The 18,509-nt window shown below is 59.0% G+C and carries 9 protein-coding genes; 4 read left to right on the top strand and 5 right to left on the bottom strand.

Translation table 11 applies throughout. The features are described from left to right. Positions 1 to 77: 77 nt before the first annotated feature. The 5 genes from NATPE_RS20830 to NATPE_RS20810 all read right to left on the bottom strand — a co-directional run bounded on the left by NATPE_RS20830 (position 78) and on the right by NATPE_RS20810 (position 9,917). Positions 78 to 623, bottom strand: coding sequence for a hypothetical protein (locus NATPE_RS20830; protein ID WP_006182473.1), 546 nt, complete (start codon positions 621 to 623; stop codon positions 78 to 80). Between the two features lie 263 nt (positions 624 to 886). Next, positions 887 to 4,720, bottom strand: coding sequence for a hypothetical protein (locus NATPE_RS20825; RefSeq protein ID WP_006182472.1), 3,834 nt, complete (start codon positions 4,718 to 4,720; stop codon positions 887 to 889). After that, positions 4,717 to 5,337, bottom strand: a complete 621-nt coding sequence (locus NATPE_RS20820) for a BREX protein BrxB domain-containing protein (RefSeq protein WP_006182471.1) — start codon at positions 5,335 to 5,337, stop codon at positions 4,717 to 4,719. The genes NATPE_RS20825 and NATPE_RS20820 overlap by 4 nt, the downstream gene beginning before the upstream one ends. Continuing rightward, complete coding sequence (locus tag NATPE_RS20815) at positions 5,334 to 9,080, bottom strand: hypothetical protein (protein WP_006182470.1); 3,747 nt, start codon at positions 9,078 to 9,080, stop codon at positions 5,334 to 5,336. Before NATPE_RS20815 ends, NATPE_RS20820 begins: the two co-directional genes overlap by 4 nt. A gap of 3 nt (positions 9,081 to 9,083) precedes the next feature. After that, complete coding sequence (locus NATPE_RS20810) at positions 9,084 to 9,917, bottom strand: BrxA family protein (protein WP_015299353.1); 834 nt, start codon at positions 9,915 to 9,917, stop codon at positions 9,084 to 9,086. Between the two features lie 128 nt (positions 9,918 to 10,045). Between NATPE_RS20810 and NATPE_RS20805 the strand changes: the two genes are divergently transcribed. From NATPE_RS20805 to NATPE_RS20790, 4 genes are all read left to right on the top strand, one after another. After that, positions 10,046 to 13,234: a PD-(D/E)XK nuclease family protein gene (locus NATPE_RS20805; RefSeq protein ID WP_172637310.1), complete on the top strand. Its 3,189-nt coding sequence runs from the start codon at positions 10,046 to 10,048 to the stop codon at positions 13,232 to 13,234. Next, on the top strand, positions 13,227 to 16,865 hold the full coding sequence (locus NATPE_RS20800; RefSeq protein WP_006182467.1) for a UvrD-helicase domain-containing protein: 3,639 nt from the start codon (positions 13,227 to 13,229) through the stop codon (positions 16,863 to 16,865). Before NATPE_RS20805 ends, NATPE_RS20800 begins: the two co-directional genes overlap by 8 nt. Before the next feature lie 130 nt (positions 16,866 to 16,995). Next, positions 16,996 to 17,934, top strand: a complete 939-nt coding sequence (locus NATPE_RS20795) for a ParA family protein (RefSeq protein ID WP_015299351.1) — start codon at positions 16,996 to 16,998, stop codon at positions 17,932 to 17,934. Beyond that, the gene (locus tag NATPE_RS20790) at positions 17,927 to 18,328 is read left to right on the top strand and encodes a hypothetical protein (RefSeq protein ID WP_006182465.1); all 402 of its coding nucleotides are present in this window, start codon (positions 17,927 to 17,929) and stop codon (positions 18,326 to 18,328) included. Before NATPE_RS20795 ends, NATPE_RS20790 begins: the two co-directional genes overlap by 8 nt. Positions 18,329 to 18,509: the final 181 nt, after the last annotated feature.

The raw sequence follows: 18,509 nt of genomic DNA, 5'->3' as shown, positions 1-18,509 counted from the left end.
ATGTGTATGCTATGTCCGAATCACACGACCACCTTTAATGTTGCTGGGATGGCTGCAAAGTCAGTCCCACACGGGATTCACTCCGTTTCCAGCTTATAGAAAGCGTATAGAGCCTCGTCTAGCAATTTCGTAGGAGGCATCTCTTTCTCCTGAACTACAGGGCACGGTCTGATGTCTTCCAACATCAGTTTACAGTACTTGAGGAATATGACGTAGTCTTCAGCAGTCTTTCCGAAATCCATACTGTTGGTGTTCAATGAGTACCCAGCCTCTTTCAAGTAGAAGTAGACGCCACGATCCGGACGTTTAGTTCCCTTTGGGTCATCCTGCTTTCGCCGGCGACGTGTACGGATATCTTCGTCCCACATGACGAAGAGGTCGGGGTTCAGCAGGCTGAGAACCTTCGATGTGCCCGTTTGACCGAAGTGATCCTTCAGGTCTCCCCACACCTGCTGAATGACCTGTCGAGTGTCACCGGTTTCGGATAGGTCCGCATCGTCTAGGGTTCGGTCCTGAACGCTTTCGATCGCTTCGTGGTGCCTATCGAGAATACGTTTCACCTCTTCGCCATCCATCGCTTTGGTTTCTCGTGCCGCGAAATTCCACGTGTACATCAGGAGCATCAACCCTCCAAAGACGAGATCGTCAGAATGGTACCAATCAGGACGCTCAGATTCTCTTTGTACCGTCTCCAGCGCTTTGTGATAGTAGTAATTGCGCTGCTCTTCGTCTTCGAACAGCTCAATTAGTTCTCGGAACCGATCACAGTCTTCGATTCCGCCTGGATATGTTGACGTCACAGATGAACCACTGACAGCAGTTAGTTAGGTAGAATAAATCAAACCCCGGCCACTAAGCGAGGGTGGAAGGCTACCCAGTTTTCAGTTCAGTCCTCGAGCAGCACGATACTCCCGTCCTCCAACCCGTCAAGTCGCTCGTTAACACCCTGTATACGCTTCAGCACCTTCTTCGCCTCTGAAAGTAGCTCGTTCACACGTTCTTCACTCGGTCGCTCATCAGCATCAACAGCTGCCGTAACGTCATCGGTCACCTCGGCGTTCGGAAGCTCCTGGCGTAGCTCTTCAGCGACCATCTGAAGTTCGGCCCACGCATCGTCGTCCGCACCTGGCGGCCTCGGGTCCTTTGCACGCTCGATGAGCTGGCGCACACGTCGCTTCGAGGGTGGCCGTGAAGCAGCGAGCGTAGTCTCGACGGACTCTGTCGTCGGTGAGTCTGGGTGCTCCTCACGCAGCTCTTCGCCGGCTGCCTGTAGCTGCGACCAAAGTGCCGAACCGTCAGAGTCGTCGAAGAGGTCGCGAACCTGATCGTACGTCTCGGCCTGTTGGACGACAGCGGAGTCGACGACATCACCTTCCGACAGTTCCTCGTCGGCCCACACAGCTTCGAACACGTCCTCCAGGTCGCCAAGTACGACATCGTCGAATTCATCAGTAGCACCATCGACGATCCCTCGAACGTCGTCCTCGTTCGACCGGAGCCACGCGCTTAAATCGGCACAGATAGCTTCCGGGTCAGAGTCAGCGACGGTCTCACCTGTGATCCGCCGATACTGAGCCGATGTTTCGTCGACGCGATGTCCCTTCGCGTCCTCAAGCCGTGACTCGACTGTCGAAACACTGGGGACAGTCTCACCTTCCGCCGTCGCTCGCATACTGGCAGTGATCGACGCATTCGGATAGAGCGAGGCCATCGTGTCGAGCTCGTCGCTGAAGCGTTCCCAGAGTGTCGCCCCGTCTTCGCTGACGCCGAAGAGTTCACGAGCGTTCGCGAAGATCTTCGCCTCCTCGAGTACCGTTTCGAGGTCATCCTCACTTCCGAGGTCGGACGTGGAAAGCTCGTCCCCGCCGAGGGCTGGGTCGACCGTTGCCTCGAAGGCGCTGAGCGTCACATCGAACTCACGGCTGGCGCCTTTCAGCGTCCGCTTGACAGTCGCACTGTTCTCGTTGACCCACTGGCCGAGCTCGTCCAGCCACTCGTCGGGTCCATCACCCGACGGCTGTTCGCCGAGCACCGTCGTAACGAGTTCTCGCACCGTCTTCGGATCGATAACCTCGACGCCGAAGCGGACCTGGAGTGAGGTCAGTCCCCCTTTGGTCCGCACTTGTCGACCGATGGCGGCGGGATCAGACACGTACTCCGTATCCTGCTTGAGCGCAACCGATTCGTTGGAGGTCGCAAGTGTGATGAGCAGCGCCGCGATCGACTCCTGTGGCGTCCCGCGGTAGTCCCCGTTGGCAGTCTGAGTTTGCTGGAGGATTGTCTCGACGTCGACGGATTTCTGTGCCTCGTACGTCTCGATGAACTCGCGACACCAGCCCGTATCTGCGACTTCTGCGGTGACAGTGTCGACACCAAGCATCGCGGCGTCCGCGTCCGAAAGAGGCCACTCACCGCTCCCGCGGAAGAACTTCGCCATCGCCTTTGCGTCGTCGACCTCGACGAGCGGCCGCGAGAGCGTCTTTCGAGACGACCCGAAGACAGCGTTGACCTGGTCTTCGACGACGCTGTCAAGCACGCTCGAGCGCGCACCACGGTGTTCGTGTACCGTGTACACTGACGCGTCTTTGAGTATCTCCGTCACCGAGGATTCGAGGCGGCGTTTGTCGGCACGGTGTTCGCGTTCGAGTTCCTCGTGGGATTCGGTCTCCTCGTCCAACACTTGTCCCATCCCGATGACGTTCCGGATCCGCTCCAGCATCGTCTCCGGGACGTCGACGGTGATCAGGATGTGCTCGCCACCATCGCGACCATTATTCACGTCCTGCCACGTCTCGATCTGCTCCGAGACAGTATCGTGATCATCGGCCAGCACACGAACGCGAAGCGCGTCGTACTCGGGTGACGGGGCTCGGTCGACTGGTTCGAGGATGGAGTACTCGTACCGCAGTGGGACGAGGCGCTCGTCGCCGACATCGACCTCGTGGCGGCTGCCGTCACTTCTGAAGAACGCGTCGTTCTCCCGCAGCCGTGTTTCCACCCACGCCGACAGCTGATGCGGCGAGATCTTCGCGGCCTTGTCCTGCGCGCGACTGAGGATGCTCTCCTGTTCCTCGGAGACGAGCGTGTACACCTCGTCGCCTTGGTCGTTCGTCTCGGTGAGAGCCTTCTGCTTGTCGACGAGCGTCTCTAGTCCCGATTCGGTTTGCTCGACGACGTCGTCGACGGACGCCGTGACGTCGTCGACCATCAACCGACCGAGGTTCTCTGGGGTCGACGGGACAGCGGGCGTCTGGTTCAGAAGGTAGAGTCCTTTCGCGAGGCGGACTTCCCACGCATCCTCGTCACCGTCGAACGTCGGGACGAGCGTGTTGTCGATCATCTCCTGGACCCAGAGCGGGAGGTACGTGGTCTCCTCGACCAACAGGTCGAACAGAACGTCCCACGTGACGAGCGAGCCCTCCTCCTTCGACGCCCACCCGAACTTCGTGAACAGCGACCGAACGAGGACGAGCAGTGCTCGACCCTGAATGTAGTCGCGATCGGTCGACCGGCCCTGCGTGATGAGTTCCTGCATCACCGCCCGCAGGAGCGACAGGTCGTACTCGCGGAACGGATAGGACTCGACTGGGTCTGGATCCGCGCTCGTCACCGACGAGTACGTATCGAGTGAGAGATCGGGCATCGACGCCACCAGTGACTCGACACGTTCGCGTCCCTCGGGATCCGACTTCTGGAGCCATCGCTTCCGGACAATGATCTCGGTGTCTGCTCCTTCAAGCCGGACCTGTTGATGCGTCCAGTGATCTTCGGGCGGCTCACCGATGAGACTCTCCCGTGTATCCGGGAGGGAGTACTGCCCGGTAGTGACCACGACCGGGTTCGGCCCACGCTGCAGTGCTTCCATCGTTTCCTCGAACTCCCGGTACCGATGGCGACTGTCGCCGACGAAGAGCGCCACCTCGTCTAAGCCGAGCAGCAATTCGGTCCGTTTGCTGCCGCCGTTGAGAGCCGCTGTTGCAGTCTCGACCCGTGAGACGAGGTCCTCGGGATCGAATTCTTCTGGATCGACATCCGCTTCTGCGGTCTCGATGGAGGCTTTCACGCCCGAACGACTGTTGAGTTCCGTACCAGACGTCTCTTCCATCGCCGGCAACGCCTCGTAGAGCCAGCTGCGGAGGGACGCCCGTTCTGCGAGTACCTTGTCGAACGTCTTCCCGTCATGCTCGAACGTTCGGAGGGCTTCCCAGACCCCATCGTACTCCATGTCTAGTGTCCAGGCCCACTCGAGCAGCCAGTTCGGGTCGGTCGGGTATCCGAGATCCCGACCAATCGCCTCGAAGATGAGGAACGGCAGCGGCGGCTCTTTCGACGCATCGCGGTCAAGCAGGTTGAGGAAAACTGGCTTGAGGCGGTCGACGTGAGAGTCTGTGATTGACTGCTGGAGTTCGTCGAACCCGGGCCACTGTTCGGCTAGTCGATCACCCAGATAGGCGAACTCGGATTCGTCGTCGGCGAGGAGGCCGACCAGCTTCAGAAGGTGGGTCTTCCCCGAACCGAACGTTGCGTGGATGTAGAGGAACCGCGCGGCCTCACCTGGATGGGTCTGGATAGCTTCGCCGAGCGTTTCGAGGACCTGCTCGGCACTGTCGGTTTCATAGAACTCTCTCACGTCGGTCTCGGCTCGCTCGCGAGCGTTGACTTTCTGTACTTCTTCGAGCTGTCGCGTCGGATCGCTGTGGAAGAGGTCGTCGATAGTCATTGGAGATGCACCCCCTGGATCTGGCCGTCAATCTGGTGGGCGGGGTAGTAATGGCGTGACTCACCGCCGAAGAAGCTCAGCTTCCCGCCGACGACGTCCCCCGGGAATGGGATTCCGATGGTGGACTTTACGTTCCGACGGTCAAGCTCGTCCAGCAGTTCCGAGGCACGCGTGAACGGATACAGACTGCCGAGATTTAGCAAGAGTACCACATGGCTCTGGGTCTCCAGCTGGGCTTCGCTGAGCTCGTGTTCGATCATTTGCTGAACGAGTTCTTCGGCAAGCCGGTCCTGCATCGTCTCCTCGATACGCTCACCTGGCGACGTATCGCCCTCGAGTTCAGCCAGGGGTTCGCCCAGGTCGACGAGGAGTTTGTACACATCGGTCCGTGGCAGGAGTTCGTCAAGCCAGATCGGCTGGACGGTTACGTTGTCAGGGATCTCTGGCGCTTCCTTTCGTCCATCGGACCAAGTTGCGAGCCTATCTGCGACCCGATGCTCGACTGCTGGGTCGACAGCAGCGATGACGAACGGGTTACGAATCCCGTGTTGCCCTTGAGCGAACGTCCGTAGTTTCTCCTTGAATTCACGATACGGCGACGAACTCGTCTGGCTCATCGAATAATCACCCCTTCGTCAGTCTCCTCGATATCAAGATCTTGCTGTTCCACGAGACGCTCCAACCGACGATTCAGTTTCTGCCGATCGTCAGGAACGATGCCGATCTGATCGACGTCGTCCGGCGTACGATCCCCAACGATCGACGACAGTTCATCGAGCCGGTCATCCAGCTCACTCGGACTGTACTCGATAGTTTCAGCGAGCGGCTCTAACTGCGCCACGTCGTCAGTAATCTCGACGATGTCGTCTGAATCAGCATCGGTAGACAACACCGTGATCGCGCTCTCGATGGTTTCATACCACTGCTGGAGATGGCGCATCGGAGTGATGTATTCGCCTTCGAAGGCGACGTGGACGCCTGCGGGGAGATCAGTAGCTGGGAGAATCCATGGATGCTCCTCAATACGACTGACTAGTTCACGCAGGCCTCGTTCGTCAACGAACGCGTTCCACGACCTCTCAAGTTCGGGTGCGAGGTCGGGAACTAATTCTCCGGAGAGTGTACTCCACCCATCGGTCGTCCACCACTCCCCATCGAACGATGAGACCGCAGATGAGCGGGATTCGATAGAGGCTTGTGCGTCGTCGTCAACCCAGTCGAACTGGCGGTTTCGAATCGTTAGTACCGCGTCGAGCTGTTGTAGCGTCGAAAGACGCCGGTTCCAGACGTCGGTTACCTCTTCGACCCACTCTTGGGCCTCGTTGGTCTCGTCGATGACATCCTCGATGCCGTCATCTTGTGACTTGACGGTTGAAATACGATTTTCGGTAGTATTGATTCGTTCCGCCAGCTCATCAGCAAACGCATTGAGTAAGCCAGCGACTTCGTCGGTTCGCACGTCGGTGTCGACGACTAGCGTGACGTCTTCGCGAAGTCCGGTCAGCTTCGAGCGAATGTGCTGGTTGGCTTCTTGGAGGTGGATGAGACCATCCGCGACCGTTTCAGTTGTCTCTTTGAATCCACCCTCTTCCAGCAGCTTGCTCAAGTTTGTGCGTGGAAGGAGTTTCAACCTCGTCGTCGAGAGGCTGTCGAGGTCAAGGACGGCTTCGTCCTCCAGCGTGTTTCCGTCTTCGTCGATTGGCAGTAGCCTCCCCTCCCGACAGAATCCCCAGATGATCGCACAGAGAGCAGGCCGGGCCTCGTCGTAGAATGGCTTCTCCTCAACGATCCCGTCGAGAACGGTGTTCATATTGAGTCCTTCGTCGCGGCCTTTCAGCTGCCGGCCGGTGAGGGACATTACGTTTCGTTGAATCGTCTGTTTACCTTGCCCACCATTATGGTTCGACGAGGGGACTTGGATTGTTCGCGCCCAGGGCGGGAGCGGTGCATCGCTGTCGAGTTCGCGTAGTTCTCGCAGCCGACTTTCGTCGACCTGGAGCATCATCGGGTGGAAGTCGTCGGGATAGGCGACGTTGACAGTGGCCTGTATCGCCTTCGAGAGACCACCGATGTCCGTCCGATCTTTCACGCTATAGGAGCCACTCATCATTGCGCTCGTCAGCTTACTTCGGACGGCGTTCGCACGCTGTTCGAGGTCACGCTCGACGGCTGGTGGGGCGTCACGCGTTGCAATTGCGTCGCGAAGCGCCCACCACTCAATCATTCGTTTGCGAAGGTCTTGGAGGCCATCCGTGTCGATCTCCCAGTAGAGCGTGTCCTCGTCAGTTTGCTCTGGTTCTATGTCTGGGCGGACGCCCTGCACATCGACGTCGATGTCTAGCCCACCTTCGGCTTCAATACTGCTCTCGAATGTTGTCCCGTCGAGTCCGAAGTGATACGAAACGGGGTACTCGTCACTGGATTCTCCGTACGGGACTGACTCTGGTAGCGATAGGTCCTGGGTGATGCGATTCCAGAGATGTTCGTCCAAGGTGTTGACGACGTCGTCCCAGTCGGGGTCAGCTTCATTCTCCTCGGTCTCGTCGTAGATGAGGCGTTCTTCCTGTGTCGCGAACCGATAGCGAGGCCCACTTTCGTCTTGCGTCGGTCGAATGAACTTCTGCAGTCGATCCAGTGATTCCTCGACCCGATTGGTCGTGCTAATCCACGATTGGCCGTTCAGGTTGTCCATGACGGCGACCGCGATATTCCCCTCGTTCAGGGGAACGATTTCGTGGACGTGCTGGAGCAGGAGTACGGCCTTCGCAACGTCGAGGTCGAACTCTTGAAGCTCACTTTCGTCGTCGCCTACCTCGTCAGCGATGCCGGTCGTCTCTTCGGCGCCCTCGACGACCCGCATATCCTGCGGTAAGATTTCACGGAGTTCAGGCTCAATCAACTCGAAGAAGTCGACCAGCGAGACGATATGGTCTCCTCTGCCCTCGTCGACCCAGTCGTCCAGCAACCCGTGCATAAGCGCGAGAATGGCACGGGCAGTCCCCGAGAAGATGGACTTCGCCGGGTCGTTCGCCTCTCGACGGAGATTGAACAGGATTTCGAGGAACAGCGGCGCGTGATACGGCAGGAAGGGGTAGAACTCTACGAGCTCCTCATCATCAATCGCATCGAGTGCCGGCTTGGTGTTCTGTTTGATTTCGTTGTACACGAGCGACTCACTCGGTTTCACGTCGGCGTCGTCAAGGACTCGCCGAACCGCGTCCTCGCCCGTCTCCGACTTCTGGAATAGCCGGCGTTTGGCGATGTCGCCGACGTGCTTGCTCGGAAGCTGATACCGGTGTGGGAACCGGTCTTTGACGATACTGAAATCGGCCCCGTGGGCCGCGAACTTGGGTTGGACGTCTTCGATTTTTGCCTGCGCCGTCGCGACGAGCTGAATGTCGCCGTCTCCGATGTCGTCGACGTTTTCCGCGAGTGTCTGTAGTTCGGTGAGCCGCTCGAAGTCGGTCCCAATGAAGAGGCTCACCTCGTCGAGCAGGAGGACGAGCTTGACAGGTTGCTCAAGCTCCGCTTCACGTTCCAGGCGCAGCGATTCCAGTCGACTGACAACCTCTTCTGGGTCAATATCCGAGGGTTGGAGGTCAGTGTAGCCATCGCGTGTCCCCGTAACGCCCTCGAACAGCTTCGGAAGCACAACATCGGACAGCGCACTGTACTCCTGGACGTCGGTCCAGAGGCCGTCAGTTCCCCACTCGTATCGCGGTTGGTCTGGTGTCACTCCCTCGACGACTGATGCAGCTCGATCCTCCCGTTCCGGCCAAGCGTCGGTCGTTTGATACCAATCTTCGAAGTATGCGACGTCAAGCTGGGAGGACAATCCAGTCGAGACCCCGTTATTGACGCCCGTGAGAATCGGATTCTGGTGGGCGTGCCGGAGAACGATTTCACTAAAGCTACGTTGCTTCTGACCCTGATACTTCAGCAGGTTCACTGAGACAGGGATGACGTGATATTCGGAATGAACGGATTCCCACTGGGTTCGGAGCGTATCGAGGTCCCCGCTCGCTGACGCATCCGGGACGAGGTTCCTCCAAACCTCGTCGGAGCGGTCTTGGAGCCACTGAGTATCCATCAGCCCATCCAGAACGGTTAGGAGGTGGCTCTTTCCGCTCCCGTAGTAACCGTAGAGCCAGTAGTTTGACCCCGTACGCATATCCTCTGCTTCGCCGAGCAGTCGTTTGACGAAGTCTTCGAGGAACCGCTGGGAGTCAGCCGTAACGTGATATGACTCGATGGCTTGTTTCCGGTGACGTTTCTCGTCTGCAGATTGGTCCTCGCGGTCGATGCGTACCGATTCCTCGAAGTCCTCCGGTAAGTCCTCAAACCACGTTGTGTCGACCATTATTCAGATCCCTCCACTCGTAATCGATGAGTACGGCTCGTCGGTCGGCCGCAGTTGGAGACTTCCATGGAGATCGACAAACTCCCACGCCTCAGTCTCTGCTGCCCGATTGTAGAGTTCCTCCCAACGGGCACTCGGCTGGAATAGGTACTGGAGTCCAGTTGGTGATTCGAACCACTCTTCGTCGCCTTCCTCATACGAGTAGCCCATTGCGACAAGGAGTGGCGTCTCTCCTAGTGATGGTGGATTACCGACGACCGTTTGCTGATTCTCCAGGACGCCGATCTCGCGCATAACTGACCGCAGTCCTTCGCACCATCTCTCTGTCGTTGAGTCCGCATAGTCGAACGGTGTCTCGTCAGTGTATTCGAACTGATTCAAGACAGAGGTGAGTGTCTCATTAGAGAAGTCAAGAGGTTCGGGAAAGTCCTCAGCAAGGCGTCGGGCATATTCGTGAACAGCATATCGAACGAGCGCGTCATCGGCGACTAGATAGAGGTAGAGCACTTGAGCTTTGTCTCGCGATGACGAACAGGTATCCAAGACGGCGGGAAGATCACTCGGATTAGGGAGGGTGGCAGGTGCGTTTTTGAATCGTGATGAGAGAACGCGGTGTATCTTCTGGGAACTCCCCTTCGTACTGCGGTTCGCACGTCGTTCCTCAAACCAGATCTCCTTGACCTGGTTCCAGTTCCCGTGTTCACGGTACAACCGAGCGATCTCTTCTGCTCGGTCGGGTAGGAGGCCGCACATGGTCAAATCCATGTTGACCTCTTCGGGAGAGAATGTACGGGAAAGAGACGGCGGTCCGTTATCGCCGTCCGGTAGAGTGTTCATACGATGGTGGAGTCAACCAACCCACTTTACTATTTGTCATTGTTGGATATTCACTCCGCGTTAGTCAGAATACGCATAGAGGAACCAATAAAAATGAAGTGAGAGCGATATCTTGAGGAATGTATTCGATGACCTCTACGCTCCTAACTGGTTCTCAGCATGTACATTTAGAGAAGGCGGCTTTTGAACGGGCTGCGGAGATTGCTGAGAATTCACTTGGGAGTGTTCTCTACATCACCCGGAACGACGCTCGTCGAAGTGAAGTTGAGGACAATTGGGCTACGACACACGACCCTCTCAGTCTTCGTGCCGAGACGCTCGACGCAGTCGTTCGGGAGTGGTACGAGCATCTCCACGGTCCGGCCCAACCGCTCTCCGGGCAGCTGAACCGTCGACTCGCGGAGTACGCGCTTGACCGAACAACAGCCGAGACAGATGGCGCTCTTGCTGGCGAACCAGCCTCTGCCGCCCTCGCTGATTCGTTCAGTAGCCGCTTCTCACTCTTCGACGACGCCGGCGTCGGGACTGCTGACGCACTGGCGGCGGAGTTCGAGGGCTCAGACCTCGATGACCGTATCGCGACAGCCACTGTCGACGCGTACCGACACTACCGGAATCTCCATGTCGACTATGTCGATGAGTGGGTCTGTACCCGGGGAGAAATGTTCGACGCCGTCGCAACGGCGGAGCAGTCATTATCGGCGCTCTCCCCGGAACTGGATGTCGTCATCCTTTCCGGGTATCACGAGTTCCGCCCCGTCGAACGCCGCCTCATCGAACGCCTTGTCGACGAACTTCCGATGATCGCACTGCTGCCCCTCCACCAAGATGGCCGGAGCGGAGTCGACGCCGTTGCGGAGGACGCCTTGGATGTCTACGAAGCACTTGACTTTGAGACAGTAGAACTCGAGCCTGTCGACGAGTCAGGGCAGGCCTTTGGAACGATCACCGAGTCGCTCTACCGCCCGGATCCCGACACCGTCCCTGCTCCAGACGGCCTCCGGTGGCGGGAACTCCCGACGCCTGAGCGCGAGATTCGCTTCGTCGCTCGCGAGCTCCGGACCGAGTTGGCCAATGGTCGCGACCCCGACGACCTGGCCGTCGTCGTCCCCGGGACCGAGGCCTATTCGGGGTACATCGAGGACACGTTCGATACGTTCGACATTCCGCACGTCACGACTGCCGCCTCACAGCTGAACCGGACGTTCACCGGGAGTGTCGTCCACGATCTCCTGAACCTCGCCGAACCGGATCCGCGGGCCGAGGACCTCACGTCCCTGTTAGCAAATCCACTGGTTGACGTCGTCGACACCGACCAAGCCAACGCCGTCACGGCAGCTGCTCGCCGGCGTGACACGGTTTCTGTGTCACCCCTGCTCGATGACGTCGACGGCGAGGCGGCGCCCCTAATCGAGGAGCTGCTGGCCACGCTAGAGACGCTCCGAACGGAGGACATCGAAGCCGCAACCGAGACGCTCCGACGACTGTTGGACGACCGATTCGGCTTGGAGGCGGCGACGGAGGACTACGATAGCGGCGCCGAGCAAGCCGTCGAACAGCGAGCCTACGACCTCGTGGACGAGGTCCTCTCCTCGTTCGAGTCGCTGGCGGCAGTCAATAGCGACCTCTCTCCGTTGGCACTGTTCACCCGTGCGTTCGATGGCGTGCCGATTCGGGTTCCACAGCGCGCTGCTGGCGGCCACGTTGAGGTGATGGGGCTGCTCGACGCCCGGATGCGCTCGTTCGAGAAGGTGTTCCTCGTGGGCCTGACGAGCGGGCATTTCCCGGTAACGCCGGAACGCCCGGCCTTCTTCGAGGAGATGACCGACGCCCATCCGCGGTTCGACACTGGCGACGAGCGCCTCCGGGGGCGCTATCTCTTCGCGACGCTCCTCGCGAACGTCGACGAACTCACGATCACCACACCAGAGACGGGCGACGACGAATCCGCCGTCGTCCGGTCGCCGGTGCTCGACGAACTCCAGCGCGTGACCGGCATCGAACCCGAAGACGGCGTCGACGACCGCGTGGGCTCCCGCGAGGACCTACAGCGGCATGTCGCTGCAACGGCCGACCGGCGTGCGGCAGTCAGCCGCGCCGGCGACCGAGGTGATCTCTCCCCCGAGCAGACCAAGCGCACGGATCGGGGACTCCACTGTGCGGACAACAGGGGAACGACTGGCCTCTCCGAACACGACGGCGTTTTAGAACCCGAGACGGTCGATGAGGTATACCCTCCGTCGGCGCGGGAACCCTACAGCGCGAGTCGAATCGAGCGATACGTCGAGTGTGGGTTCAAGTTCTACGCCGACGAAGTGCTCGGAATCGAGGATCCCGACGACGTCGAGGTCGTCCCTACGCCCCTCGAAACCGGATCGTACGTCCACGACGTCCTCGAACGGTTCTTCGCGGATCTACAGGACGAAACCGAAGATGGTGTCGACCTCACCGAGTTCGACCGGAACGACCTGGCGATACACCTTCGCGAGATTGCCGTCGAAGAACTCCGGGTTGCTGACTTCGAGTACGACGGCCTGTTCTACGAACGGTGGAAGGCGGAGCTGTTCGCGGGCCTGTGTGACGGCGAGAGTGCTCCGTACGAGGCCGGGAGCAAACCTCACGACGCGCCGGAACAGGGGTTGTTCGCTTCCTTCCTCGACAACGAACTCTCGCGGGACGGCGCTGACCGACCACACTTGTTCGAGGCCCCGTTCGGCGAGGGACTTCCCGACTCGGATGTTGGGCCGTTCACAGTTGAGCGACCGGACGGCTCGACTATCTCGATTCGGGGATACATCGACCGCGTTGACGTGAGCCAGGGTGGCGAACAACCGACGCTCACGCTCTACGACTACAAGACTGGACGGGCACCGTATATGACGAAGACGACCGGCGGAACGAAGTTCCAGCTCCCCATCTATCTGCTCGCTGCCGCCGAGGTCGTCGACGGTGACCTTTTCGAACAGGGTTCGCTCTCGGCGACGTACTATCAGGTGCGACCGCCAAACGACCTCAAGGTTCCACGCGGCGTCGAATCGAAGTTCGATTCAGAGGTCGAACTCCGCCGGTTCCTGAACGATGTCGTTCCGGAGTGGTTGGGCCAGATCGACGAGGCAATCGGCAACGGACGGTTCCACACGACGCTTCTGTCGGCCAGCGGAGCGAACTGCCGATACTGTGACTATCGTCGGGCGTGCGATGTCCGCCATCACCGCAAGCGGGAGTTCGTCGACGAGGTTCACAAGGACGACGCAGCGTACGTTCCGCTCCGTGTTCGCGACGACGAGGACATCGAGACGGTGATGAGCGATGACTGAGGAACCCGAGGAGATTCAGCTCACGGAGGAACAGGAGGATGCGCTCGTCCAGGGCCGGAACGTCGCGATCACTGCCGGCGCCGGGACAGGGAAGACGACAACGCTCACCGAGCGGTACGTGACGATACTGGCCGAGAACCCGTCGCTCACGCCGGAGAAAATAGTCACGATTACTTTCACGCGAAAGGCTGCTGCCGAACTGACTGAGCGCGTTCGGGAGGAGGTGTACGACAGGCTCGAGGCTGTCGACTCACCAGAGGCCTACCACCGCTGGCGAAACGTTCTCGACGATCTGGAGGACGGCTATGTCCACACCATTCACGCGTTCTGTACCCGGCTCTTGCGAGAACGGGCCGTCGAGGCTCCGGTTCCGCTCGGCTTCGACGTGCTTGACGAAGACGGCGCCGCGACACTCCAACGCGAAGTTGTGACGGAGTTCCTCGAACGCAACCAGGACGAAGACGACGTGGAGCTCCTTGCCCAGCTCTGGAGTCGCGACCAGTTGGTCGATACACTCGCTGGATTACTCGATGAACGCCCACAGAGCGAGTCCGTCCTCGAGGCGTGGCGTGACGCCGAGGTCGACGACTACGTCGATATCTGCTGGGAGGTCGTTTGTGATCTCGACGTTGCCGACGCTCGACAGACGCTGTTTGCGGACGGACTCCTTGAGCAGCTACGCACGGTCGCGGGCCGCGTCGACCGTGAGGGCGCTATCGCCGACGAGGACGGCCTTGGGGTCTACCGGACCTTCACCGAGGTCGCGACGACACTCCCTGCCAACCCCGAGGAAAGCGATCCCCGCGACTGTCAGCGGGCAATCCTCGACCTCTACGAGGCCTGTGAGAAGAAGAACGGTGGCCTGTACAGCAGTTCGGGATACGTCGTCGGTGACCGGGACGAGTGGAATGAGTACGGTGACGTCTACGACGACCTGAAGGACGCTATCGACGCGGTCATCGCGGCCGTCGAACCGCACGCGGATGCAGTCGAGACGACACCCGGTGAGCTCGAAGCAAACAGCGCCCATTACGCGCTGGCTCTGATGCGGGTCTTCGATGACGTCCTCGCCGCCTACGCCGACGAGAAAGAGCGTCGCGATACGCTCGACTTCCCCGACGTGATCGAGACCACCCTTGAGTTCTTGCGAACGAACGATGCCGTCACGGAGCGGCTACGAGAGCAGTTTGCGGCCGTGATGGTCGACGAGTTCCAGGACACGGACCCGCGCCAGTGGGAGCTGGTCAAGCTCCTCACGGGCGTCGACGAGCAGACGGCGTCGAACGTCTTTCTGGTCGGCGACGAGAAACAGAGTATCTACGGATTCCGTGGTGCCGACGTGACGACGTTCGGGGAAGCGAGAGCGGAACTCCAGACTGTCAACGAAGCCCGTGGGGTCGACGACGTCCCCGACAGCGATGCCGAGAGTCCGACCGCGCTCGAACTCTCCGGGAACTTCCGGACGCTGGATGAGCCGCTGTCGTTCCTGAACGAGCTCTTCGAGTACCTGTTCCAGCCGGAGGGTGACAGCCACGAACCCCACGAAGCGCCACCGCAGGAGTTGACCACACAACGCGACCGTATCGAGGACATCGAGGGACTGACCGGGAGTGTCGAGTATCTCGCTGTGCCCGACGACGCCGACACGGCGGCGGAACTCTTCGGCGGTGACCATCCGGTTGCTGAAGGTGCGCTCGACCACACCATCGAGGCCGAGGCGCAAGCGCTCGCTGCTCGACTGACCAACCTGTTCGACGATCCACCGACAGTCCAAGACCCCGACACGGGTGTTCATCGCGACGCTACGCCGGACGACACGGCAATCCTCCTCCGCCGGCGAACCCATCTGGATCGGTATCAGCGGGCCCTTGAGGAGTACGACATTCCCTATACTGTCGTCGGTGGCGTCGGATTCTACGATACGCCCGAGGTCCAGGCGCTGACGAACCTACTTCGGGTGCTTGGTGATCCGCAGGACGACGTCTCTCTCTATGGGGTGCTTCGGTCCCCGCTGTTTGGCTTCACCGATGACCGCCTCGCACCGGCAGTTGCCGAGGCTGATTCAGTGTGGGATGCACTCGCCGAGACGGACGATCCACAGCTCGCGGATGCTTTCGACCTCCTCACGACATGGCGTACCCTTAGTGGCTGCGCGACGCCGTCTGAAGATGGCGTCCTCCCGTGGTACCGTCTGTTGTCCCGAGTGATCGACGACACGGGGTATCTGGCGAGCGTGAGTGCTGACGAACGCGGTCACCAGGCCGTCGAGAACGTCGAGAAGTTCCGCGACCAGGTCCGTACTTGGAGCGAGAACGGTGTTCACACAGCTGCTGGGTTGCTCCACCGGATCGACCGCCAAGCAGAGATCGACCCCCGAGAAGGGGAGGCTGACATCCCCGGCGATGTGGAGGGCGTCCGGATAATGACGATTCACGCCGCGAAGGGACTCGAGTTCCCAATCGTCACTGTCCCCGATCTCGGAAGTGACCTCAATTTCGGGCGGTCCGTTGACGATCACGGCTATGTCCGCCTCGTTGAGGGGACGACTGATGCCCCACCGATTCCTGCAGTAGGTGCTCCCCACCCCAACGATGCGTTCGCAATCGAGAAGACGGCAGTCCACGAATATGCCGATCGTCGCTCACTCCCGCAAGAGCGTGCGGAATCCAAACGCCTGCTCTACGTGGCCTGTACCCGAACTCGGGACCACCTGCTGCTGTGTGGAACACACGACATCGATACTGATGAGTCTGGACACATCGAACTCGGTGAGCCAGATGACTTCGCTGACGCCAGCCGGTGGCGGGATTGGCTTCAGCCAATTCTGTTTGACGACCAAGAGCTAGTCGTTGAGGCGGTCTACGAGGGAGCTACGGACGCTCGAATCGGTGATGCTTCATACACTATTCAGACGCCACCTCGGCCGGTTGAATGGCAGTCTGAGGCTCCCACGGAAGCGGTAGACCCTGCGATTACTGTCCCCTCTCCGCCGGAACGACAGGACGCAGTTCGCGTTGCCGCAACAACCCTCGTCAGTGCCGTTGCAGACGCTTCCGAGAACGGACACAGCTACACGTCGGGGGGTGGGACAATCGGATTGAGTCCGACCACCTTCGGAACTGTTGTCCATCGACTCAATGAGCTCCGTCTTCCACGGGATGAGTGGCCCTCGTTCATTCGTCAGTTGAGTCGTATGGAAGGTGAGGAACCGACGGATAACGATCTTCAGGCGGCGGTGTGCCATGCCCAGGATGCGATCCGGTTCGTCGATGAAACTGAGGCGGACCTCTCGCTTGAAGCTTCCTACGACGAGTACTCAGTTGTCGCTCGTCTTGATGACTCCCGCATAGTGGGTGATATTGACCGTCTTCTGGTTACTCCAGATGCGTATCACATCATCGACTACAAGACGAACGACCTGTCTTCGACGACGACTGGTGCCCTCGCTGACCACTATCGGCCGCAGATGCTTGCCTACGCTCTCGCGCTCTTCCAGCACGATCCCGCACGACAGGTTCGTGCTTCACTCCGGTTTACCGATGTCGGCGTCGAAGAACAGTTTGAGTGGCAACGGAGTGAACTGACTGATATCGAATCCGAACTTCGCTCTATGTTGGCTCTCGTCGCCTGAGCCGCTAACTCTATTGTGGATATTCCAGAGTAGTATGCTATCTTGAAATAGTTCAAATTTTTTGAATAGAATACTACTCGTACTATTCACCACAAAGTTAAGTCGAGAGGGGTTGATACTGATGAATAGTATGAGTGGCTCAGATAGCAAGAATAGCATAGATAGAACGAATAGCCCGAATAGCCCATATGGTTCGGTACAGACCGATGGGAACTCTCGGGCTGTGTCGGTTTGTATGCTGAAGGGGGGTGTCGGCAAATCGACGATCGCTGTCAACCTCGCTCGACAGCTGGCCGCACAGGACCACGATGTACTCCTCATCGATCTTGATCCGAACGGCCACGCATCCGTCGGTTTAGGCTTTGACGACCAGTATCACAACACCGAGGAAACCATCGGTGACGTCTTCTTCGACGATGCTGACCCGACTTCTGTTGTCTATGATACCAGCTACGAGTTCGATATTCTCCCGTCCAGCGAGGATTTAGAACAGGTCGAGCGGGAGATCGTCGTGGGCGACGTGTTTCAACCCTCTGCGCTGCTCAAACGGGAAGTGGTAGACCCACTCCTCGGGGGAACGTACGATTACATCGTCACGGATTCGCCGGCGTACCGATCCCGACTCACGGACAACGCGCTGGTCGCGACGGCAAACTTGGTACTTCCGCTCGCCCCGGGAAACGAGGCAATGGCCGGCTTGGAGCGAACCATCGAGCGACAGATCTCCCCGCTTCGGCAGCATATGGACGTCGACGTCCTGTCGCTGGTTCCGAACATGTTGAGCGGCCGTATCGACCAGCAGACTCAAGATCGACAGCTCCTCGAACGTCTCAACTCGCACGATAACCTTCAGGACCGCATCCCGAATTTCGCGAGAATCACGGACTGGGAGGCTGTCGACGCCGGCGATCTCAAACCCTCACCGGGCATCCGAGACCGAACAAGCATCACGAAGGCCTATGGCGAGCGCAAACCCCTGCTGGACTACGACCCTGACTGTGACCAGTTGCAGTGTTTCGACGAGTTGGCGCACATCGTCGAGGCAGGTGAGGTGGTCCGCCATGTCTGACGACGATCCGTTTGCCGACCTCGGGGAGACACTCGAAGATGAACCGGACGACGAACCCCAAGATACGGATGACGCGTCTGAATCGGAAGGCGACGATCAGACGCCCTCTCAGGAACCCGTCGAACGACGAAACCCGATGACCGATTCAGCGTTCAGCTATGAGGCCGCCAAACAGCGGCCTTTCTACGCCCGGGAGGTTACGATCGAGGACTTCGATTCTTGGTTGAAGTACGAACTGGAACGCGATCTCAACCAGCAGGGCTACCAGAACATCGTCGTTCGGGAGATGACTGATGCTCTTCTCCGAACCGTCGTGGAGGAAGATCTCGTAGACGAAGTGGCCGAACGATTCGAACAAGCTCGCGAATCTGCTTCTTCAGAATCGACTGAATAGTGTACTATTCCAAAATAGAAAGCTATTCTACAATACCCCAACAGCAACCTCAGAATAGTCTGATTCCGCCTCTATACGGTGAACTCAGTTGAGACCGCACAACCTCGGAGGATGGTTTTGATGTGTGCCTTCTATCCGATACTACTTGCTAGTAATAAAGCTCCGAACGAACATCTCGTCT

Source organism: Natrinema pellirubrum DSM 15624 (genome assembly GCF_000230735.2).
GTDB lineage: Archaea > Halobacteriota > Halobacteria > Halobacteriales > Natrialbaceae > Natrinema > Natrinema pellirubrum.
The sequence above is the reverse complement of the archived record's forward strand: the minus strand, read 5'-3'. Positions and strand labels throughout refer to the sequence as shown.

Excerpts from the sequence above, each read along its gene's own strand:
- NATPE_RS20820 (WP_006182471.1), bottom strand. The coding sequence starts at position 5,337 with ATGAGCCAGACGAGTTCGTCGCCGTATCGTGAATTCAAGGAGAAACTA.
- NATPE_RS20825 (WP_006182472.1), bottom strand. The coding sequence starts at position 4,720 with ATGACTATCGACGACCTCTTCCACAGCGATCCGACGCGACAGCTCGAA.
- NATPE_RS20815 (WP_006182470.1), bottom strand. The coding sequence starts at position 9,080 with ATGGTCGACACAACGTGGTTTGAGGACTTACCGGAGGACTTCGAGGAA.
- NATPE_RS20800 (WP_006182467.1), top strand. The coding sequence starts at position 13,227 with ATGACTGAGGAACCCGAGGAGATTCAGCTCACGGAGGAACAGGAGGAT.
- NATPE_RS20805 (WP_172637310.1), top strand. The coding sequence starts at position 10,046 with ATGACCTCTACGCTCCTAACTGGTTCTCAGCATGTACATTTAGAGAAG.
- NATPE_RS20810 (WP_015299353.1), bottom strand. The coding sequence starts at position 9,917 with ATGAACACTCTACCGGACGGCGATAACGGACCGCCGTCTCTTTCCCGT.
- NATPE_RS20790 (WP_006182465.1), top strand. The coding sequence starts at position 17,927 with ATGTCTGACGACGATCCGTTTGCCGACCTCGGGGAGACACTCGAAGAT.
- NATPE_RS20830 (WP_006182473.1), bottom strand. The coding sequence starts at position 623 with ATGCTCCTGATGTACACGTGGAATTTCGCGGCACGAGAAACCAAAGCG.
- NATPE_RS20795 (WP_015299351.1), top strand. The coding sequence starts at position 16,996 with ATGAGTGGCTCAGATAGCAAGAATAGCATAGATAGAACGAATAGCCCG.